At 41.8% G+C, this 20,074-nt stretch carries 10 protein-coding genes and 2 pseudogenes; all 12 read right to left on the bottom strand.

Annotated features, from left to right (window positions below; genetic code table 11):
* Positions 1 to 12 precede the first annotated feature (12 nt).
* On the bottom strand, positions 13 to 7,035 hold the full coding sequence (locus MOF34_RS12515) for a DNRLRE domain-containing protein (protein WP_268400364.1): 7,023 nt from the start codon (positions 7,033 to 7,035) through the stop codon (positions 13 to 15).
* A gap of 169 nt (positions 7,036 to 7,204) precedes the next feature.
* Positions 7,205 to 8,140, bottom strand: a complete 936-nt coding sequence (locus tag MOF34_RS12510) for a DMT family transporter (RefSeq protein WP_268400426.1) — start codon at positions 8,138 to 8,140, stop codon at positions 7,205 to 7,207.
* Between the two features lie 104 nt (positions 8,141 to 8,244).
* Positions 8,245 to 8,460: pseudogene (locus MOF34_RS12505) on the bottom strand (universal stress protein); the annotation flags it as partial.
* Positions 8,461 to 8,496: 36 nt separating this feature from the next.
* Complete coding sequence (gene bglH, locus MOF34_RS12500) at positions 8,497 to 9,906, bottom strand: aryl-phospho-beta-d-glucosidase (protein ID WP_268400363.1); 1,410 nt, start codon at positions 9,904 to 9,906, stop codon at positions 8,497 to 8,499.
* A gap of 24 nt (positions 9,907 to 9,930) precedes the next feature.
* A complete protein-coding gene (bglP, locus tag MOF34_RS12495) occupies positions 9,931 to 11,775 on the bottom strand; it encodes a PTS beta-glucoside transporter subunit IIABC (protein ID WP_268400362.1) in 1,845 nt (614 codons plus the stop codon).
* Between the two features lie 293 nt (positions 11,776 to 12,068).
* Positions 12,069 to 12,863: pseudogene (locus MOF34_RS12490) on the bottom strand (T7SS effector LXG polymorphic toxin); the annotation flags it as partial.
* 316 nt (positions 12,864 to 13,179) lie between these two features.
* Positions 13,180 to 14,598, bottom strand: a complete 1,419-nt coding sequence (locus MOF34_RS12485) for a glycoside hydrolase family 43 protein (protein ID WP_268400361.1) — start codon at positions 14,596 to 14,598, stop codon at positions 13,180 to 13,182.
* A gap of 128 nt (positions 14,599 to 14,726) precedes the next feature.
* Positions 14,727 to 14,954 (bottom strand): hypothetical protein, encoded by a 228-nt coding sequence (locus MOF34_RS12480; protein ID WP_268400360.1) that lies wholly within the window; start codon positions 14,952 to 14,954, stop codon positions 14,727 to 14,729.
* Between the two features lie 343 nt (positions 14,955 to 15,297).
* On the bottom strand, positions 15,298 to 17,001 hold the full coding sequence (locus tag MOF34_RS12475; RefSeq protein WP_311766030.1) for an ABC transporter ATP-binding protein: 1,704 nt from the start codon (positions 16,999 to 17,001) through the stop codon (positions 15,298 to 15,300).
* A gap of 811 nt (positions 17,002 to 17,812) precedes the next feature.
* Positions 17,813 to 18,292, bottom strand: coding sequence for a DUF6773 family protein (locus MOF34_RS12470; protein WP_268400356.1), 480 nt, complete (start codon positions 18,290 to 18,292; stop codon positions 17,813 to 17,815).
* 1 nt (position 18,293) lies between these two features.
* A complete protein-coding gene (locus MOF34_RS12465) occupies positions 18,294 to 18,488 on the bottom strand; it encodes a helix-turn-helix transcriptional regulator (RefSeq protein ID WP_268400354.1) in 195 nt (64 codons plus the stop codon).
* A 261-nt stretch (positions 18,489 to 18,749) separates the two neighbouring features.
* The gene (locus MOF34_RS12460) at positions 18,750 to 20,051 is read right to left on the bottom strand and encodes a pyrimidine-nucleoside phosphorylase (protein ID WP_268400353.1); all 1,302 of its coding nucleotides are present in this window, start codon (positions 20,049 to 20,051) and stop codon (positions 18,750 to 18,752) included.
* Positions 20,052 to 20,074 lie beyond the last annotated feature (23 nt).

Below are 20,074 nucleotides of genomic sequence, written 5' to 3'. Positions count from 1 at the left end.
TTATTCTCCTTATTATCTCCTATATTTCCATCGAGTACTTTTATTTTTTCTACCTTTACCGTAACCATCATGCAAATGCTGCAACCTATGATTTCTTATTACTTGTAAATTAGAATGCTTATAGCTCGAACCTTTTCTTGCCTCATATCCTCTTTTGTGAGCTAGTTCATATCCTTTTGGGACACGGATCGATTTCCTATTTTTGTATTTTTTATGCCTAATTTCATTTTTTATCCACCCTCTAACATGCCTAGGTTGTTTAGGATCCTTTAATAAAGATTTTAACTTAGCTTGTTTTCCTTGTCTGCCTGCAATTTTTGCAAAACTATAAACCCTCTTAGCACCCTTAAATATCTTCCCAGGCCCAAAGTTAGAAGCAGCCGCCCAAGCAGCACCTTTCCATCCTTTACCTGATTTATATGCCTTATACCCATCATAGGCTGCAAACCCGGCATTTACCACAAGCCATACCCAATGCCCATCCGGGTCAACATTCATCACCGGGTTATTATTTCCATAAGCATACCCATTCTGATCCAATGAGTCTCCGTCGCTGCCTGGGTCTGGGTCAAGTGATAGGAACACGCTGTTTCTTGGCTCGTAGTAGCGGGCCATGAGATAGTACAGGCCGGTTTCTTCGTCGTATTGGTAGCCTGCGTAGCGGTAGCGGTTGTCTTTCACTTCGTCGCTTGCTTCGGTTTTTGTTGGATTTCCCCATGCGTCGTATTGATATTTGGCAACGGTTTTTCCTGCGCTGCCTGATATCGCGATGACGTCGCCGTGTGCGTTGTAGTGATAGAAATACTTCTTGCCATCCTCTGTGTAGGATAACAGTTGGCCGCTGTCACCGTATGTGTATGATTTTGTGACTTTGTTGTCCGCGTCTGTTTCATACAAGACGTTCAAACTGTCTCCGTCATAGAAGTAGTTCGTGACATTTCCGTTGACGGTTTTTTGGATTCTGTTTCCTTTTTCGTCATATTTGTATGTTGCGAAAGGCTTGTCTTCGCCTTTTTTTGTAACGGCGGTCAGGTTATCTTCCGCATCCCACGTATATGTGAATTTGCCGTCGGATGTGCGGTTGCCGTTTTTATCGTAAGAGATGCTTTCCTCATTGACTTTTGTCAGCTGGTTCATGATGTTGAAGGAAGCGTTCACTGTTTTGCTTGAGCCGTCTTTTAGAGTTGTAACGGTTTTCCGGTTCCCGAATCCATCATATGTGTATTCAATGACAGTACCGTCTTCATGGGTTTCTTTGACAAGCTGATTCAGCTTCCCATACTCATATTGCACCTTGCCGCTTGCTGAGCTGTTTATCATTGTGCGATTGCCGTTGGCATCATATTCATAGCTTTCCGTCAGAATGTTTCCGCCGTTTTTGTCGCCGATATGCAGCGAGCTTACAAGGTTTCTTTCGTCATATGAGAAACTTGTTCCGCCGCCGTTGCCCGTAATAAAGGTTTGGACGTTGCCATTTTCATCATAATCGAATGAATAAGAAGATGTACTGTCTTTCATCTCAATCATTTGATCCAGCTTGTTATACGTAAATTGATTCGTTCCTTTTTGGTCCCCATGGCTCCATGAGAAGGTTTTCAGCTTATCGGAGTCACTAGGATATGTCCAAGTTTGGCTGCCGCCGCGGTCAGTCAATTCGGTTAAACGGTTTTTGTTGTCAAATGTCCGTTTCTTTGTGGTGTTCTGCTCTTTATTGACGACCGATGTTTCATTTCCATTTTTGTCATACGTGAAATTGTATTTTTCTGTACCGTTATACGATTTTGATTTCACCCGGTCTGTTCCATCATAAGAAAGAGATACTTCGTTGCCATTCGGTGAAATGGTTTTGGTCAGGTTGCTGTTGGCATCATATTCGCTTGCTAGCACATTGCCCAGTGGGTCAGTTGTTTTGACAAGCTTGCCCATGACATCATATTCGTATTGATAGGTTTGATCTGCTCCCGCCCGAATGGTTTTGCTTACCTCATTGCCTTCCTTATCATAGCTGTGAAGGATAGACGTACCGTTGGAGAGCGTCATGTTAGTTAATTGGTCTGCCTGATCATACGTATAGGTTGTTTTGTCGCCTTTTGCATCCGTTTCAGCTGTTTTCTTACCAGTTTCATCGTAATCAGTTGAAGTGGCGTAACCTAGTTCGTCCTCTTCCTTGGTCACATAGTTACCATTACTGTCATACGTGCTTTTGGTTAAAAGGCTTCCTTCAATCAGGCGGATATCATCAAACCAGACTGTTCCTGTCGCACTCTTTTGGAACAGAATGCTGATATCGACTTTATTAATCGGTTTTGTTTTTGGTATAACAACAGCTGCGCGGTTCCATTCCTGTGTTCCAGAAGGGAATTTGGCATTGAATACACCTGTGCTGCCGTCCGCGTAAGTGACATTAGCCTGCAGAGAATAGTCTTTTTCATCTGTAAATTTGACACTGCTTGCTTTCGACATGCCTGTCAGTGTGAGATAAACCGGTTTGTCGTTTGCGCTTTGCCCTAAGACAACGGTTTGTTTTGTTACTGATCCGGCTTGGGACGCACTGGTCCGGGCAGCTTTTAATGATACATCATCATTAAAGCCTTCTTCAGAATCAACGGATGCCCCGCTTATATTCCAGTTTTCCGTTGCTGCTGTGAAACTGCTGTTTTGAACTGGGTTATAGCTTGACGATACCTCGCCTTTTTCCAGCTGGACTTCATCAAACCATGCTTTCCCTTTGCCATCTTTATCTTTATGATCGACTTCCATATACACAACAGCTTTTCCTGCATTCGCAGGAGTCGTAAAAGTGATTTGCCGTTTTGTCCAGTCATTTTTTCCGGCTAATGCACTGTATTCATTGTGAATCCATTGAATTCGTTTTTGATCTTTGTCTCGCAAATCAATGTTAAAGTAGGCTCTTGATTTCGCTAAATCTGTTTTGATTTTCCCGCTTAATGTATAGGTTGTATTTGGCTCCAGCCCAACTGTTTGTGTCGCTGACGAATATCCGTGATCTGTTCCGGCAGACGTTGATTGACTCAAGACTTCCAATGCCTTTGATCCGGAAAGAACCCCGCTTTTATCGGAGATCACTGAGATTTTGCCGCTGTCTTTAGATGCAGTCAGATTCCAGCCGGATTTTTGTGCTTCAAAGCTTCCATCTTTCAGGATATTGGTTGAGGCTGATAACTCTTTGCTGGATTGAATCTGGTTTCCGTATTTATCATAAACAGCTGCTGAAGATGATTTTCCGCTCTGATCGGTTTCGGATACAGCATCCAGTCCGTCATAGGCAATATCTGTGACGTTCCCCTCGGTATCCTTCATCTTTGTAACATCGTTGTTTTTGTTGTATTCGTATGTCTCAGTTCCATATGCGTCTTTAACCGACGTAACGTTGCCGTCCTTGTCATATTGATAGCTTTCCGTTGCTTTTCCGGTGCCGACGTCGTTTGGATCTACATCTTCTATGACATTGTTGCCTTCATATTTTGTATTCGTTGTAATTTTTAACCCTTCCGCATCATCAATGACCTGAATCGGATTTCCCGCTTCATTATAGCCGTACTGTACTTTCCGGCCATTCGGCTGTGTCATGAGAAGCGTCTTTTTATCAGCATCATAGCTATAGACATATGTTTCTTTTTTAGCGTTGATCGCTTTATCGAGACGGTGCCCGCTATACTGATATTCGGTAAAGGCAGGCTTTGCTTCGGTACTGTTGGCTGAATACTGTTTGACAAGGCGTCCTTCGCCATCATAGTCATAGCTTGTGACAGTCCCATCTGTATCCGTGACTTTCTTCAGCAAATCATTTTCATATGAGTAGGTTACTTTCTTATTCTTAGGTCCGGTGATGGAAGTCACATGGCCATTTTCATCATATGTGAATGTGAGCTTGCGGCCTGATGCATCTGTAATGGCTGTCAGTTGATTCTTGTCATTATAAGTGTAGACGGTTGCATTGTTATGGCCATCCACTACCTTTTGAAGCTTGCCGCCTTTTTTATTGAAATAAGCGTTTGTTTGGTCCTTTGTTTTTAATATGAACTGATCAGTTGTTTCTGTTAATTCAAGATAGACACCGGTCGGCGGCTGATACGTGCCATCGGCTTTTTTAGTAAAGCGATGTGTAGTAGCGTCTTCATCAATATACATTGCCCCGCCGTTCGTCGAGATGACAGATGTTTCTGCATCAGCATACCAGCCTTGTCCAATTAAGTGATCAGAGCTGTCAAGACTGTTGTAGGTTCTCGATAAGCCAAGTCCCGGTCCGCGCCCGTCAATTGACAGATCTTCTTCATTCACAATGACATTGCCTGTCGCACCATTTAACTGGCCGCTTGGGATATCAATGATAGACCAGTATTCTTCTGTTCCAAGGAATTCTGCGCCTTCATGGAACGTTGGGTTAAAGGGTGCCGTTGGAATCGTTTCACCATTCGCATCATAGGCGGAAAGAGTGAAGGAATAATTCTTCTTCCCTTTGTAATTTCCATTTGCATTGTTATAGACAGGTGACGGGTCAAGTGCCAATTCACGGCCTTTTCCGTCTGTATGCAGCTTGTAGCTTCCGGCTTTTATTTCCTCAGAAGTCGGCCAAATGTTTTTATTTTGGGTTGTCCAATGATCCACGTTACCAACATCATAGGACTGATATTCTTTGCCGTTATAGATATTAATTTTATAGCCTTTCGCATTTTGAACCTTTTCCCATATCAAATTCACATAGCCAGTTTGGCTTGATTTTGTGTTTGTATACACATAACCCGATAAGTTCTTTGGTTTAGCGATATCAGGAAGTGTCGGGTTGGCAGCCGGTGATGCAATGGCTTCGCCGTCTTTGTTATAGGCGATCAATTTAAACGAGTAATTTTTTTTGACTCCGTCTCCTCCAGCGTTTTTATAGGTTGGTCCGGGATTGATCGGCAGCTCTGCTCCATTTCCGTCCTTTAGATGAAGAGCATATTTTCCCGCTTTAATTTCTGCACTTGTCGGCCAGATCTTTTTCCCCTTGGTGGTCCAAGACGTCTGATTTCCGAGATCAAGTGTTTCAAAGCCTTTCCCATTGAACATCTGAACTTTATAGCCGGTTGCACCTGAGACAGCTTTCCAAGAAAGATCGAAGTATCCTGTGGCATTTCCATTATTAAAGCCCTTTGTTGACGGTGCTTGTGCTTTCCCTACATGAGGGATAACGGGCTTTGCCGGTGCGGACATTGCTCCTTCTCCCTGGTCAAATATTGCACTGACGCCAATCCAATAGTTTTTGCTTGTGGCATAGCTTCCGCCGGAATTTTTATACACGGGAGATGGATCTAGCGCTAATTCAGTTCCGCCTTTACCATCAAGGTGAAGCTTGTACTTACCGGATGAAATTTCTGCACTTGTCGGCCAAATGTTTTTCCCTTTTGAGCTCCAGGATGTCGTGTTGCCGACTGAGATCGCTTGATATTCTTTCCCATTATAAATCCACACCTTATAGCCTTTTGCACCATCGGCCTTTTTCCAGCTGATATTGAAAAAGCCAGTGCCGTTCCCGTTACTGTATGCTTTAACAGCAGGTGTGCTCGCCTTCGGGATGGTGTATGTCACTTCAATATAAGGCTTATTGTTTGTGTTCGCTGAGGAAATCAGTTTTTTCCAGTATTCCTTACCATTTCCGTTTGCATGAAGCTTAAATCCATAGTTGGACCCGCCGGAGTTCCATGACTTGACAGCGGCGGTCACATCGTAACTCGCCCACTGTCCTTTATGGACGTCGGCTTTTCCGATATTTTTAGATGCGGGTTTCGTGTTCCAAGTTACTTTTGCATGATCATAATTGCTGTTGACTGTATCCAGCCAAAGACCGGTTGCCTTTGTTCCATAATAGGAATGGGCGACGTATGTTTTTAATGTCGCTTTGGTGACTGTCATATTTTGAATCGGTTTTAAATTGTTAAATTTCATGAACGCGTAGTTTGTGCCTGTTGTTTTGTCATAATAGCCCGTTTTCAGCACATAAGACTTTAGATTAGCATCCCATTTTTGTGAGGATGCCGAGTAATTCGTCGTCGGATAGGCACTCATGACAAACGTATCTGATGAAACAGATAAAGATGTTGACGGGTCGATAGAGACTGGATATACGCGTTCCGGGTCTTTCAGCCAATTCTCGTCTGCTGTGAGGTGAAGCAAATACCCTTCTTCATTCTTTTCCAGCTTGTAGCTGACTTTGTCTGACCGTTCTACCTCGCCGGAAAGCTCATCTAGCTTTGAATCCGTCATAAAAGGTCTAGGCACAGAAAAAACAACTATGCCTTTTTCATCAGAAAAATCAATGGATCCATCATCTTGTTCTTTAGCCTGCAAATCGGTTTTGACCTGAAATGTAAATGTGTTGTATCCATCATACTGATGAAGGACTACATCTTCTTTGATGTTTTCGTTGAATATGAAAGTCTGAAGATCAATATTCGGAAACACATCCGGATACACAATCTCATTACTGTTAGTCTTATAATCTGCTGAGGTGTCTTTCGGAGTAAGTGAAGTTTTGTTTGGGCCTTTCGCTTCTACAAGTGAATATGTAACCTTGTGGTTATCGTGCTCAAAAGTCGCATAAAGCCCGTTCTTCATTTGCTTTTGAAAATCTGAATTCAAAATGGCATTCTCTGTCTCGACTTGATTAGTTGTCGACTCTTTTAACTCAGGAGAAATGTCTTCCCAGTCAGCATTCGGTGTTTCCTTTGTATGAATAGAGTCAAGATATACTTCCTGTTTATAGACACCGTCTCCTTCATAATAAAGCTTTGTATTTTCTGTTCTTTCTGAGGTGATCTCTCCCTCTTTGTTTATATCTTTTGAAGGAAAAGGTACGGCTTGTTCTGTTTGTTCATTCTGAAGAGTTTCTTCTGGATCAGCTGCCGCAACACCATTTTCCGCCTCTTCTTCTTGCGTATTTGCCAGTACGTCTGCCGGCAATATTGAAATCATTAAAGCCAACACTAAAAATGCCGCAATGAACCTATTAAAGGTCCGCCTCTTTCTTTTTTTCATTTCCTCTCTCCTTTTGTAACAAACGTAATATTCACCCAATAATCTTAACCAGACTGAAATATTATTACAATATTTTTCTAGAAAGTTTATCTTATTTTAAGGATTAGCAAGAGCCAATTGACCTAAAACAAAAAAAGGCCGCTTAGGCCTTTTTACATTCTTTCTATCATTATTGAATTTGTTCCATATCCTTACCCTCAGCAACCACATCCGATTTCCTCTGTCTCCTGACAAGCGTCAAGGCCATGCCCGCAAAGATCATCACGATGCCTAGTGTTTGATAGAGATCTGGGCGGAAACCTGTGAAGACGGTATCGAGCACGATCGCGACAGCCGGGTCGAGGAAGACAATGATTGAAATAAATTTCGTTGATAAAAATCGCAAACTGTCAAAAAACAGCAAATACACAATACCCGTATGGATGATACCGGTAGACACCACCATGATCCAGTTCCCCTGAGACAGGTCGGCAAAAGCGCCGAAGTGAATAAACGGAATCAGGATGATGACCCCTAAACCCGTTTGCAGGAAGGTGGTCGTGTAAGGGCTGAGGTTGTGAATGCCTTTTCCCAATAAAGTGGTGAACGCATAAAACAGTGCGGCGAGAACGGCCCAAATGATTCCTGATCCCATTAGCTGTGTTAATGATGTGCTGCCATTAATCCCGGAAATCAGTGCCGTTCCCAGAAAACAGATGATGATGGAGCTGACGGAGATGACGTTTAATTTTTCTCTGTAGATAATGCTCCCCAGGAGAAGAACAAGCACCGGCGCAAGATGATAAACGGAGATGGCGATCGTGACAGATGTTTCTTCAAAAGACTTAAATAAAAACACCCAGTTGAAAACAAGAAAGAAACCGCATGCTAATGTTTGCAGCACTTCTCTCTTGCTCCACTTTTCGGTTTTATACTGGCCGGACGCCAGCCAGCAGAAGCTTAAAAATAGCGTCGCGCAAAGGCAGCGGACGAATACCAATTCAAATGACGGCAGATTGGTATGCTCCGAGAAAAAGCCGATGGAACCGAAAATCACCATAGAGATGACCATTTTCAGCACGGCTGTTGATTTTTGTTTCGACGAAATAGAAAAATCCTGTTGCACCAAGCGTATTCTACCTCCAGTACTGCATAGCATAAATTGCTTTTTATAAATTCAGAAATCTATACATGGAATTCCTTTTTTTACATGCAGATATTATAACACTTCTATTCTAAATAGAAAAAAGCGCCCGAGGGGCGCTTTTTTAACAAATCTATCGATAATTGATACATTTTATAGCTGACGCTTCCCAGCTTCATTTCTTTCAGGCCGCTGATCCCCCGTCTGCCGACTACGATCAGGCCGACGCGTTTCTCTTTTGTGTTATTTAGTATCTCATGAGCCGGCTCGCCATTCGCGAAAATGATTTCAGCTTGAACACAGTTCCGCCTGCTTTTTCTCTTGCATTTTCAAAGTGGTCAGAGACTCTCTCCGTTTGTGGCGATGACCTCTTGATACCAGCTGAAGCTTTTTTTCTTGATGCGGTTTAATGTTCCGTTTCCTTCATTGTCCCGATCAACATAAATGTAGCCGTAGCGTTTTTTCATTTCCGCAGTGGAGGCGCTGACAAGGTCAATTGGCCCCCATGATGTGTATCCGATTAAATCAACGCCGTCCGCAATGGCTTCGCGCGCTTCAATTAAATGATCACGAAGATAGTCGATTCTGTAATCGTCCTGAATCGTACCGTCCTCTTCCACTTTGTCTACAGCGCCAAGGCCGTTTTCAACGATGAACAGCGGCTTCTGATAACGGTCATATAAGGTGTTGAGCGTGATGCGCAAGCCTTTCGGATCAATCTGCCAGCCCCATTCTGATGATTTGAGGTAAGGGTTTTTGACTCCGCCCAGCAGGTTGCCCCCTGATTTTGCAAGCTCTTCCGGATCAGTGCTCGCCGCCATCGACATGTAGTAGCTGAATCCGATGTAATCCACTGTATGTTCTTTTAAAAGCTCTTCATCGCCTTCAGCCATTTCAATCGTAATATTGTTTTCTGCCAGATAGCGTTTCATATATCCCGGGTATGCGCCTCTTGCCTGCACATCTGAGAAGAAAAGTGTTTTACGCTCATTCTCCAGCGCTGCGAAGACATCCTCCGGATTAGAAGTCATCGGATAGGTTGTCGTTGCCGCTATCATACAGCCGATTTTCGAATCAGGGATGATCTCGTGACCCGCTTTGACGGCAAGAGCACTGGCCACAAACTGGTGGTGTGCCGCCTGGTACATTGCGTTTAATTTGTTTTCTCCTTCTTCAAAGACAAGACCGCCGCCTGTAAACGGCGCATGAAGGACCACGTTAATTTCATTGAACGTCATCCAATACTTCACTTTGTGCTGATAGCGTTTGAAAACCGTTTTAGCATAGCGTTCATAGAACTCGATGACTTTGCGATTCTTCCAGCCGCCGTAATTCTTCACTAAACCGAGCGGCATTTCATAATGAGAGATGGTTACGACAGGCTCAATCTGATGCTTTAACAGTTCATCAAACAGATTATCATAAAATGTGAGGCCTTCTTCATTTGGTTCCTCTTCATCACCATTTGGAAAAATTCTTGTCCACGCAATAGATGTGCGGAACGCCTTGAAACCCATTTCCGCAAACAAGGCGATATCCTCTTTATAACGATGGTAAAAATCAATTCCGGTATGATACAGATTTAAAGAAGTCATCGATTCATCAAATGGAGACATGATGCCGTTCGGTGATACGTCAGCTGTCGAAAGCCCCTTACCGCCCTCGTTATAAGCACCCTCCACCTGATTGGCAGCAACCGCGCCGCCCCATAAAAATCCTTCTGGAAATTGTTTTGTATTTGAACTCATATATTAATCACCTCATCAGTTTTTTTAGGATAAAGCAAGCAGCGCTTCCTTTGTCTGCACTTTGCCGATTTCTTTCACTGGCGAAAACGAATATTGGTCTGTGTTGGTCACGATCACCGGGGTAATGACGTCATATCCCGCGGCTTTGATTTGTTCCAGATTAAAGGACACGAGCGGATCTCCCGGTGCGACCTTGTCGCCTTCTTTGACGTGAGCCGTGAACCATTGTCCCTCCAGCTTCACCGTGTCCAATCCAATGTGTATGAGGATTTCAGCTCCCTGATCACTCGTAATGCCAATGGCGTGTTTTGTTTTAAAAATAGTGGTAACGCTTCCATGGACAGGTGAAACAACTTCTCCTTCTTCAGGCTCAATGGCAAATCCTTTTCCCATGATCCCGGCAGAAAATACCCCGTCATTGACTTCGCTTAATGCTTTCACTTCCCCTTTAATCGGGCTGTGAATGATTTCTCCGCTACTCCCATAGCTTTTTCCTGCAGCCGGCTGCTGACTGCCGTCAGACGGTACATCCTCAAATCCAAGCAAATACGCAGCTGCTGTTCCCGCCGCAAACGCAATCACAAGACCAATCATCGCGTAAATAAACGTTGGGCCGATAAAGACAGGGATGCTCGGCAGACCTGCATTCCCCCCGACGATATAGGAAGCAACACCCATCATTCCGTAAAATGCGCCACCGGCTGCACCGCCAACCAAAGCGGCCGCAAACGGTTTTTTCAATCGCATGTTCACGCCGTACATCGCGGGCTCTGTGATCCCCATCAGCGCCGTGATGCTTGTGGTAAGCGCAAGTGATTTAAATTTTTTGTTTCTGGAGCGAAGGAAGACGGCAAATGATGCCCCGGCTTGTCCCATATTCGCCAAAAACATAGCCGGCAGTAAATAATCGTGGCCGTTTTGAGCGATGTTGTTGATCATAATCGGCACAAAGGCATAGTGCATGCCTGTCATAATGATTAAAGAGAACGTTCCCGCCAGTAAAATCATCGCCACAAGCCCTGCATGATCAAATAAATAATGAACCCCAGCAGACAAGTATTCTCCTAAAATAGCGCCGAGCGGACCGACTGTAATCAATGTCAGCGGCACGACAATCAATAATGTGAATGTCGGAACCACAATCAATTTGAGAGAAGCGTGTGTGAAACGGTCAATCCATTTTTCTACGTACGAAGCAATCCAAATTGCCAGCAAAATTGGAATGACTGTTGACGAATAAGTGGCAGCGGTTACAGGAAGTCCGATAAAGGAAATCGGTTTATCAGCACCAAGCAGTGCCGTCAAATCCGGGTGCAAAATCGCTGCCGCAATGGCTGCCGCTACGTAAGGATTGCTTCCGAATTTTTTCGCCGCACTCATCGCAAGCAGAAGCGGCAGGAAGTAGAACGCGCCGTCACCGACAGCCGTCAAAATGACATGAACCTGACTGTTCTCAGCCATCCAGCCAAACGTGACCGCTAGCGCAACAAGCCCTTTGATCATCCCCGCTCCCGCAATCGCAGGAAGAATCGGGGTAAACACACCAGAAATCACATCAAAAATGGCACCTAACACATTCTTTTTCTGAGATGATGAACCTGAACCAGCGCTCTTCTCATCACTGAGATTGCTGTGCTTCAGCATCGCCTGATACACCTTCGGCACATCGTTTCCAATGATAATTTGAAACTGTTCGCCGCTGATATTGGTGCCCATCACACCCGGCAGCTGCTCCAACTGACTGCGCTCCGCCTTCGAATTGTCATGAAGATTAAAGCGCAGCCTCGTCATGCAGTGAATCACGCGCTGAACGTTGTCTTCACCGCCTACGAGTTGTAATATGTCTTTCGATAATTTATCATAATCCATGTGTATACCTCCTTTTTATGGGGGAACCGCTGGATGGAAGGTGGCCGCCTTTCACCAGCTTTTTTTGTATCAAATGCCGCATCACCTCCTACATGAGAATAAAAAAAACCTAAATGAAACAGATTGCCAGAGTCTCCTCCTGCATCTGCACCATTTAGGTTTTGCCTGCTTTCACAGTAACAATCCTGACGGGTCACTGTATTTGTTTGTAGGTATACTTTAGCACTAGATAATCTGTATGTCAACGCTTACATTTATATCTTATTTATACCTTATTCTTAAAAAGTGACAAGCTTTGCCGTTTCCAGTGCTTGGGTTTGCTGGCCGTCAAATTGAAAGAGCTTATGCAGGGTGTCTGTAATCAGCCGTTCAGCCTGTTCTGTTTCCATCCGAAAAAAGGAATCATTGACTGTGGGCAGGCTGACGATGTGATTAATGGCTGATGTCTGGCGATTGACTGCGTCTGTGAGCTGCTCTGTCACTTCTCGTGCATGCTTGATCCCATGTCTGGCATCGTGTGAGAGAAAAGCCTCCGCAATCATGCCGTGGGAGTCAGATTCTACAGAGGAAATCGCATGCTGTGTTTGTTTCAGCACTTTTTTGTATTCGTCAATAAACATGCCAAAGAAAAGGAGAAAAGGCTTATGGCACTCCTCGTAGAAGGTCCGGATGGCATCTCCGCCTTTTCCTTTTAACGCATCCTTCATGCCTGCCAGATGCTCAACGCTTTTTTCCAGCTTCTCCAGCTGCTGTTTTTGCTTGTCCAGCTTCTCAATCGTATGCTGAATGCCCTCGTGAAGAGCGTGGACATCTAATGAGTGGATTTTTCCTTCTATGCTTTCGATGATTCCGCTGACCTGTTCACTTTTGATTTGACGATATGCTTTGTTCATTCCTTCACGAATATCTTCAAACCGCTCAGCATGTGTTCCTCTCCATGCCTCTCGGTTAAGATGAGGCCGGGGAATGAGATGCTGGGCCTCAGAAAATTCGTGTTTGATTTGCCTGATTTCGTGCAGCACTCGTTTTAACTGATGGATTTGTTCCTGTTTTTCATGTAAGTCGGCTTTTACCGAATGTAACAACATTTCACTATGCACGCCGCAACACCTCGTGTTTCTATCAAACTGTGTCAATACTTTACAATACAGACTATTTTCATAATGATGGGTCATATTGGATAAATAGGTAAAAAGGTTTGTCTTAAGAGAGATTCATTTGATTCTAAATTGCTATAAATTCGCTTTCCGACGTTTTGATAAGGAGGATAATAAGAATAAAGAGGACTTTGAGTTTAGGTCTTTAACCTTATCAACATCTTAGATTTTTTCTTCCGTTGAACTGTTATTTATAGTCAATAAAGCTGATAAAAAAAACGCCTTCCTACGAAGGCGCTTCTCCAACTTATTTAGATCCCCAAACAGTCTCACCGCTCCCATTCAATACACTAAACGTCATCACGTTTTTCTCTCTCACTGAATCCCACTGCTGTAAAAACACTCCGCTATACTTCTTGCCGGCTAACGTAAGTTCAGCTGTATTTTTTCCGGTTTTCTTCCATGTTCCAGTCATTTCCCCGGAAATGGTATGGTTTTTGTTGAGCTGGATGTTGATGGTTTTTTTGATGTCGGCTGAGATGTCTTTTCCGTGCTGGATGAGTTTGTATGTTCCTGTGATGTCTTTTTGCTTAACTTCTTTCAGTGTTTCTCCTGCGTAACGATATGGCGCTGTTACCGGCCAGCCGTCTTTGTTCATGAACATTTGGTGGACTCTGACTTCGTGTTCTTCACCTCTGCCCGGGAAGCGGGTGTGGAAGATTAAATAGGAGCGTCCGGTTTTTTCGTCATAATATGCGGAGTTGTGGCCTGGTGAGACGTAACCGGTTCCTTTTTCTTTTTCTGTCTCAAATGAATAGCTGCCCATGAGTTTGACACCGTACGGTTCAATGGAACGGTCATCGAAGAATGTGCCTTCTTTTCCGCGGACGTCAAGCATCGAGTTGCCTTCTGCGTCATAGTAAGGACCGTCCGGTTTTTTGGAGCGAGCCACACGAAGGTTGTAGCCGCCTGTAGCGTCGAGACCGCCATATGATAGGTATAAGTAGTAGTATTGGGTGTCTGGATTGTAGAGAACATATGGGCCTTCGATTCGGCTGTGGTTGCCGCCGAGCAGTTTTTTCCCGTATCCCTGTCCAGGAAGCGGGAAGCCCGTTTTCGGATTCATTTCAAGAATGAAAATGCCGCCTGAGTATGATCCATACACCATCCACAGCTTGCCGTCTTTATCAAAGAAGGTATGCGGGTCAACGACATTCGGGTGTTTGGTGCCGTCATACGGTGTTCCATCGTTGCTTGTGCCTTCCATGCCTGATTTCAAAAAGATGCCTTTGTTTTTGTAGGGGCCTTCGATGTTATCAGCGACGGCAACGCCCATGGCGGATCTTGGCGAATCGCCGCGGCAGGCGTTGTAATACATGTAGTATTTACCGTCCGCCAGCTGCGTGACGTCAGCAGCCCACAGAGTTTCGGATTGCGCCCATTCGAAGGTATCTTTTAATTCTTCGTAGACATTCGGAATCAGAGGATTGTTGTTGCTTACGTTAGTGGTCAGCTGCTGCCATTGCATGAGGTCATTTGTTTTCGCTGAAGCTAAATGAGATCCGAAAACGTAAAAGGTGCCGTTCGTCTCAATGACGGAAGGGTCATGGACGCTGACTTCTTTAAATACGGGTTTTTCTGCCTTTTGTGCATAGACGGAGTTTGGCAGGGTAAAGGCCATGATAAGGGCTGCAAGAAAACAGACACGGAACATTCGATTTAACATCTACACAATTCGCCTCTCTTTTTGACTAATTTTTTAAGCGCTTACATTTTTCTATGAAGAAACACCGGCCCGTTATCTAGGCCTGATGTTTTCATATTCAAACGGATAGGTGACTCCCCACTGTTCTCTTACACTGTCCATGATTCATGACATCCATGGAGAGACTGATGGTCTGGCTGATGCAGGACTGCTGCTTGCATATCCTCTACTCCATAGTTCAACCCTTTTGCCGTTTCTCCTTCTTTTATCACTTCTGTTTTTCCATTTGCGTACGTAATTACTGCTTTGTCCGGTCGTGTAAAGTCATCGACTGTAATAAAGCCAGTTTCTCCGACAATTACGCCTCTTTTTGGCAATTTTGCCTGTCAGCGATATGACACCCATTTCTTTTTAGCATACATCACTGTTTCAAACACCCATCTTTTACAATATGACCTATTTAATAATACTGTTTTAATTATCTCCTCACAGATAAGTTTTTTGATCTTTAAACTCGAAATGCTATTAATAAACTACTTTTATCCTTGACCGCCTAAAAGCCTCATCTTAAGTTATTTAATAATAAAGGCTATCGTGGAGTCACGACAGCCTTAAACGAAACAAGTTTGCGGTCTCTAGAGATTATTATATAAATATTACAAATAAATTCTAGGTCCTTTATAAATAGATAACAAAAGTTTCTTCATCTTAAAATCTCCCTTAATTGCTTTGTATATTAATTAAAGTTTTATACATGTTACTTTCTTTAATCAAATCGTTATGCTTCCCTATACTTGTTACAGTCCCATTTTCAAGAACAATTATCTTGTCAGCATTCCTAATGGTAGAAAGTCTATGTGCGATTACAATTGTGGTTCTTCCCTTTGAAAGACTATCAATCGCACCTTTGATCGCACTTTCCGATTTTGAATCAAGATTTGCAGTAGCCTCATCTAATAATAAAAAAGGCGTATCTCTTAAGAATGCTCTTGCAATAGCTATTCTTTGTTTCTGTCCCCCAGATAAATTTATACCTCTTTCACCAACCTCAGTATCATACCCATCTGAAAAACCAGCTATAAAATCATGACAGTTGGCCATAATAGCTGCTTCTTTAATTTTACTTTCATCAATAGTTTCTTCTTCTAATCCGTAAATAATATTTTCCTTAATTGTCCCAGAAATAATTGTTGAATCTTGTGAAACATAACTAAATAACTTTCTCCATGAACTTAATTCTATATCTCTGTAATCAATATCATTATAAAAAATTGTGCCTTTAGTCGGTTGATAGAAACGTTCAATTAAATAAAACAAAGTGGATTTACCAACACCACTAGGCCCCACAATGGCAGTAGTCGTATTCGGTTGTATTTCAAAAGAAATATCATTTAAAATCATTTTATCCGAATACTTAAAGGAAATTCCTTTAAAAATTAAAGAACTAACCGTATCAGAACAATCTGTAGATGGCGCTTTTATTATCTCTTCTTTTTGATTAAAAATTTCGGAGATTCTTTCAGTCGCACCACTTGCAGCTTGTACATTTGTAATAAATCCTCCAATCGTGCCTACAGGAACGACAATTTGAATAAGATACATAATGAAAGCCAACAACTCACCAGATGTTATAAATCCTTGATTAACTCGATACGCTCCATATCCAATAATAAAAACAATAGTTAAGGATATAACTGCTCCCAACGATGGAATTAATAGCGCTTCAATTTTTGCCCTTTTCAAACCGTTTATGTATAAATTATCAATGTATTGTATTCCTCGATTGAGCTCTTTATTTTCTGCATTATAAGCTTTTACAAGTCTAATCTCTGATAATATTTTATTTGTAAGGCCTGAAAATTTTGAGACTTTTTCTTGTTGTGCATATGATACATCATAAATTTTTTTACTAATAGGTAGTATGATGAATATAATCACTGGAATACTTGATAATAAGACAATAGTCATTGGTAAGTCTAGAATGCAAAGAATAACTATTGAACCTATTATTGAAAGAACTCCAGATATTAGTTGCGATATTTCACTTGATAATAGGTTCATTGTAACAGATGTATCATTTGTTAATCTGCTAACTATTTCTCCGACTGCATTGCGACTATAAAAATCTACTTTTAGTTTCAAAAGTTTATCCCATAGTTTTATACGAAGATTTTTTACAACCTGTTGGCCAATAGAGGCTAACAAAAATACGGATATAGACATAGTGATAAATTCTAGAATAATAAGAATCACTAATGGGATTAACAATGCCATAGAAAAAGATTTCGATAATAGTTCTACCTGCTCTTTAAGCAATAGTGGAATAATTAAAGAACAACAAGTATTTAATAAATTTAAAATTATACCGATTATCAGCTTCGCTTTCGGTGGATTTGTGTAATACCACATTTGTTTTAGCTTCAACGTTAAAATCATTCCTTTTTCTTATTCTTATTTATACAAATCCATCCATGTATAAATATAGTAATATACACCTTGTCAGAATGCAATATTTTTATTATACGTATCTTATTTCACACAAAAAATAAAATTTTCATGATTATCCCAAAAAAATAGGTTGACAGATTTATATGATTTTATTTATATTCGTTAATGTAATATTTTGATATAAGTTTTAAATAAAGGAGAAAAATATATGTGGAGAAAAATTGGTGAAGCTCTTGCTTTTACTGCAGGCAAAACAATTACTAAAAAAATTGGTGATAAAATATTAAATTAATTTACAAAAGAAGATAAAGATTAAACCTAACTTAGGCATTTAGTAAGCTATCACTATTAAATCTTTATTAATCCTTTCTTTTCGAGGAGGTGAAATACTTTATGTGGGGAGCTCTTGCTAGAGGCGCTGCTTGGGGCGCTGGCTATATAATTGGTGATAAAGCTGCAAGAAAAATCTTTGGTTAATTCTTTCTTTTTCTTTTCAAGGAGGTGAAATACTTTATGTGGGGAGCTCTTGCTAGAGGCGCTGCTTGGGGCGCTGGCTGGGTAGTTGGCGAAAAAGCTGCAAAAAAAATCTTTGGTTAATTCTTTCTTTTTCTTTTCGAGGAGGTGAAATACTTTATGTGGGGAGCTCTTGCTAGAGGCGCTGCTTGGGGTGCTGGTTATGTAATTGGTGATAAAGCTGCAAGAAAAATCTTTGGTTAATAACTACATATTTTCAAAAAGCTGATTAATAAATTTTGAAGGTCTATTAATCAGCTTTTTAATATTTTTCTCAAATATCTGTATTTTTAAGGTTTCTTTTCCAGGTAATTAATATGATTAAATAGCTTATTATAAATAATAAGGCTGTAATACCAATAAATATAAATAATAACTTTATGTAAAATAATGCATCAGTAGGGAATCCAAATTTAAAACAACTTATAACAGCAACAAAAATTGGCGGAATTATTATTTCTTTAAAACTTTTTCTTAACCTAGCTTTAAAATCCTGTTTGGTTTGCAAATTTGGGTATAATACGCCCGAAAAAAGTGAATCAAAGAAACTCCAAATTAGATATATTACAAAGATTACTAGACTAGAAACCCATTCTTGATAAGGTTTATGAAATATCCCACCTCTAATAATTATATCCAAAAGTGCTAAAATAAATACAATCGCACCACTTCGAGCCAATACTTTATATTGTATACCTTGTAATCGTTCATCTTCAGTTTTAGATTCCCCAAATAGCGATAAAAATCTATTCATTTTAATCCTCCCAAAATAATTCATCTAATGTTTTGTCTAAAGAGTAACATATTTTTTTACATAAACTTAAAGTTGGATTATACTTATCTAATTCAATTAGACCTATTGTTTGCCGTGTAACCTTTGTAAGGTCTGCTAGCTGTTGCTGAGTTAAGCCTTTCTCTATACGGGTCTTCTTTACCCTATTTTGATTCATAACATCACCTCACTTTATAAATTGATTACTCATGCAACTTATATATTACATAATTTATCATAACTGAACTTCAAATGCAATATTTATATGTCATTTTTCAATAAAATATTTCTGGTTATATTTATGTTAGTACATTTTTTCGAATTTCCTTAATACCGTACTTTTCAAGTAAGTATTCCCTATAATAAAACACTACTCATTTTATGTTTGTTTATAAAACAAAATAATTGAGTAGTGTTTTAGAATTTATCTTATTTTTCCTTATTCCGTAATTAACGTATGAATCAGCTTCGGCGCCTTCGCTTCTGCTGCAATGCAGATGTTGTCATATACTTTCGCAATGACTTCATCCACGTTTTCGCGATTGGCGTAAAGCGTGACAAGTGGTTCACCTTTTTCTACCTTGTCGCCGACCTTTTTGCGGAGCATGATGCCGACAGCTAAATCGATTTCGTCTTCTTTTGTGGCGCGTCCGGCACCTAACAGCATCGCTGCAACGCCGATTTCGTCCGCGACAATTTCGGAGACAACACCTGTTTCTTTTGCAGGCACATCAATTTGATATGCAGCCTGCGGAAGCTTAGACGGCTCATCAACAATCGAGCTGTCGCCGCCTTGGTTTTTCAGGAAGTCCTTGAATTTTCCAAGCGCTTTGCCGTTTTTCATGACTTCTTCCAGCTTCGTTCTCGCTTCATCCAATGTATCAGCTTTTTTCGCAAGCACAACCATTTGGCTTCCGAGCGTTAAGACAAGCTCATGAAGATCCTCAGGGCCCTCACCTTTGAGCGTGTCGATCGCTTCTTTGACTTCAAGGGCATTTCCGATCGCAAAGCCGAGCGGCTGGGACATGTCAGAAATGACAGCCATTGTTTGGCGGCCGACGTTATTTCCGATGCGCACCATCGCTTTGGCGAGTTCAGCCGCGTCCTCTTCCGTTTTCATGAAGGCGCCTGCTCCTGTTTTTACGTCGAGCACGATGGCATCCGCCCCGGCAGCGATTTTTTTGCTCATAATCGAGCTTGCGATCAGCGGAATGGAATTGACCGTTCCCGTTACATCACGAAGCGCGTACAGTTTTTTATCAGCCGGCGTTAAATTGCCGCTTTGGCCGATGACGGCGACCTTGTCGCGGTTCACAAGCTTAATAAATTCGTCCTTCGACAATTCTACATGAAAACCGTCGATTGCCTCTAACTTATCAATCGTACCGCCCGTATGGCCGAGGCCGCGGCCGGACATTTTGGCAACCGGCACATCAAGAGCCGCAACAAGCGGGGCGAGAACGAGTGTTGTCGTGTCGCCGACGCCTCCGGTGGAGTGTTTATCCACTTTAATCCCTTCAATGGCAGAAAGATCAATCGTTTCACCGGAGTTCACCATCGCCATCGTCAAGTCCGCGCGTTCACGGTCACTCATATCCTGGAAGAAAATCGCCATTGCAAGCGCGCTTGCTTGATAATCAGGAATGCTTCCGTCCGTATAACCTTTTACGAAAAATTGAATTTCTTCAGTGGTGAGTTCTTTTCCGTTTTGTTTTTTGATGATGATATCTACCATTCTCATGTTTGGTCACCGATCCTTTTCGA

The organism is Bacillus sp. T17B1 (genome assembly GCF_026796395.1).
GTDB classification, from domain to species: domain Bacteria; phylum Bacillota; class Bacilli; order Bacillales; family Bacillaceae; genus Bacillus; species Bacillus spizizenii_A.
This window is presented reverse-complemented; position numbering and strand designations above follow the sequence as displayed.

Bases quoted from the DNA above. Each gene is read 5' to 3' on its own strand.
- MOF34_RS12460 (WP_268400353.1), bottom strand. From the start codon at position 20,051: ATGAGAATGGTAGATATCATCATCAAAAAACAAAACGGAAAAGAACTC.
- bglP (WP_268400362.1), bottom strand. From the start codon at position 11,775: ATGGATTATGATAAATTATCGAAAGACATATTACAACTCGTAGGCGGT.
- MOF34_RS12485 (WP_268400361.1), bottom strand. From the start codon at position 14,598: ATGTTAAATCGAATGTTCCGTGTCTGTTTTCTTGCAGCCCTTATCATG.
- MOF34_RS12515 (WP_268400364.1), bottom strand. From the start codon at position 7,035: ATGAAAAAAAGAAAGAGGCGGACCTTTAATAGGTTCATTGCGGCATTT.
- MOF34_RS12465 (WP_268400354.1), bottom strand. From the start codon at position 18,488: ATGAATCAAAATAGGGTAAAGAAGACCCGTATAGAGAAAGGCTTAACT.
- bglH (WP_268400363.1), bottom strand. From the start codon at position 9,906: ATGAGTTCAAATACAAAACAATTTCCAGAAGGATTTTTATGGGGCGGC.
- MOF34_RS12470 (WP_268400356.1), bottom strand. From the start codon at position 18,292: ATGAATAGATTTTTATCGCTATTTGGGGAATCTAAAACTGAAGATGAA.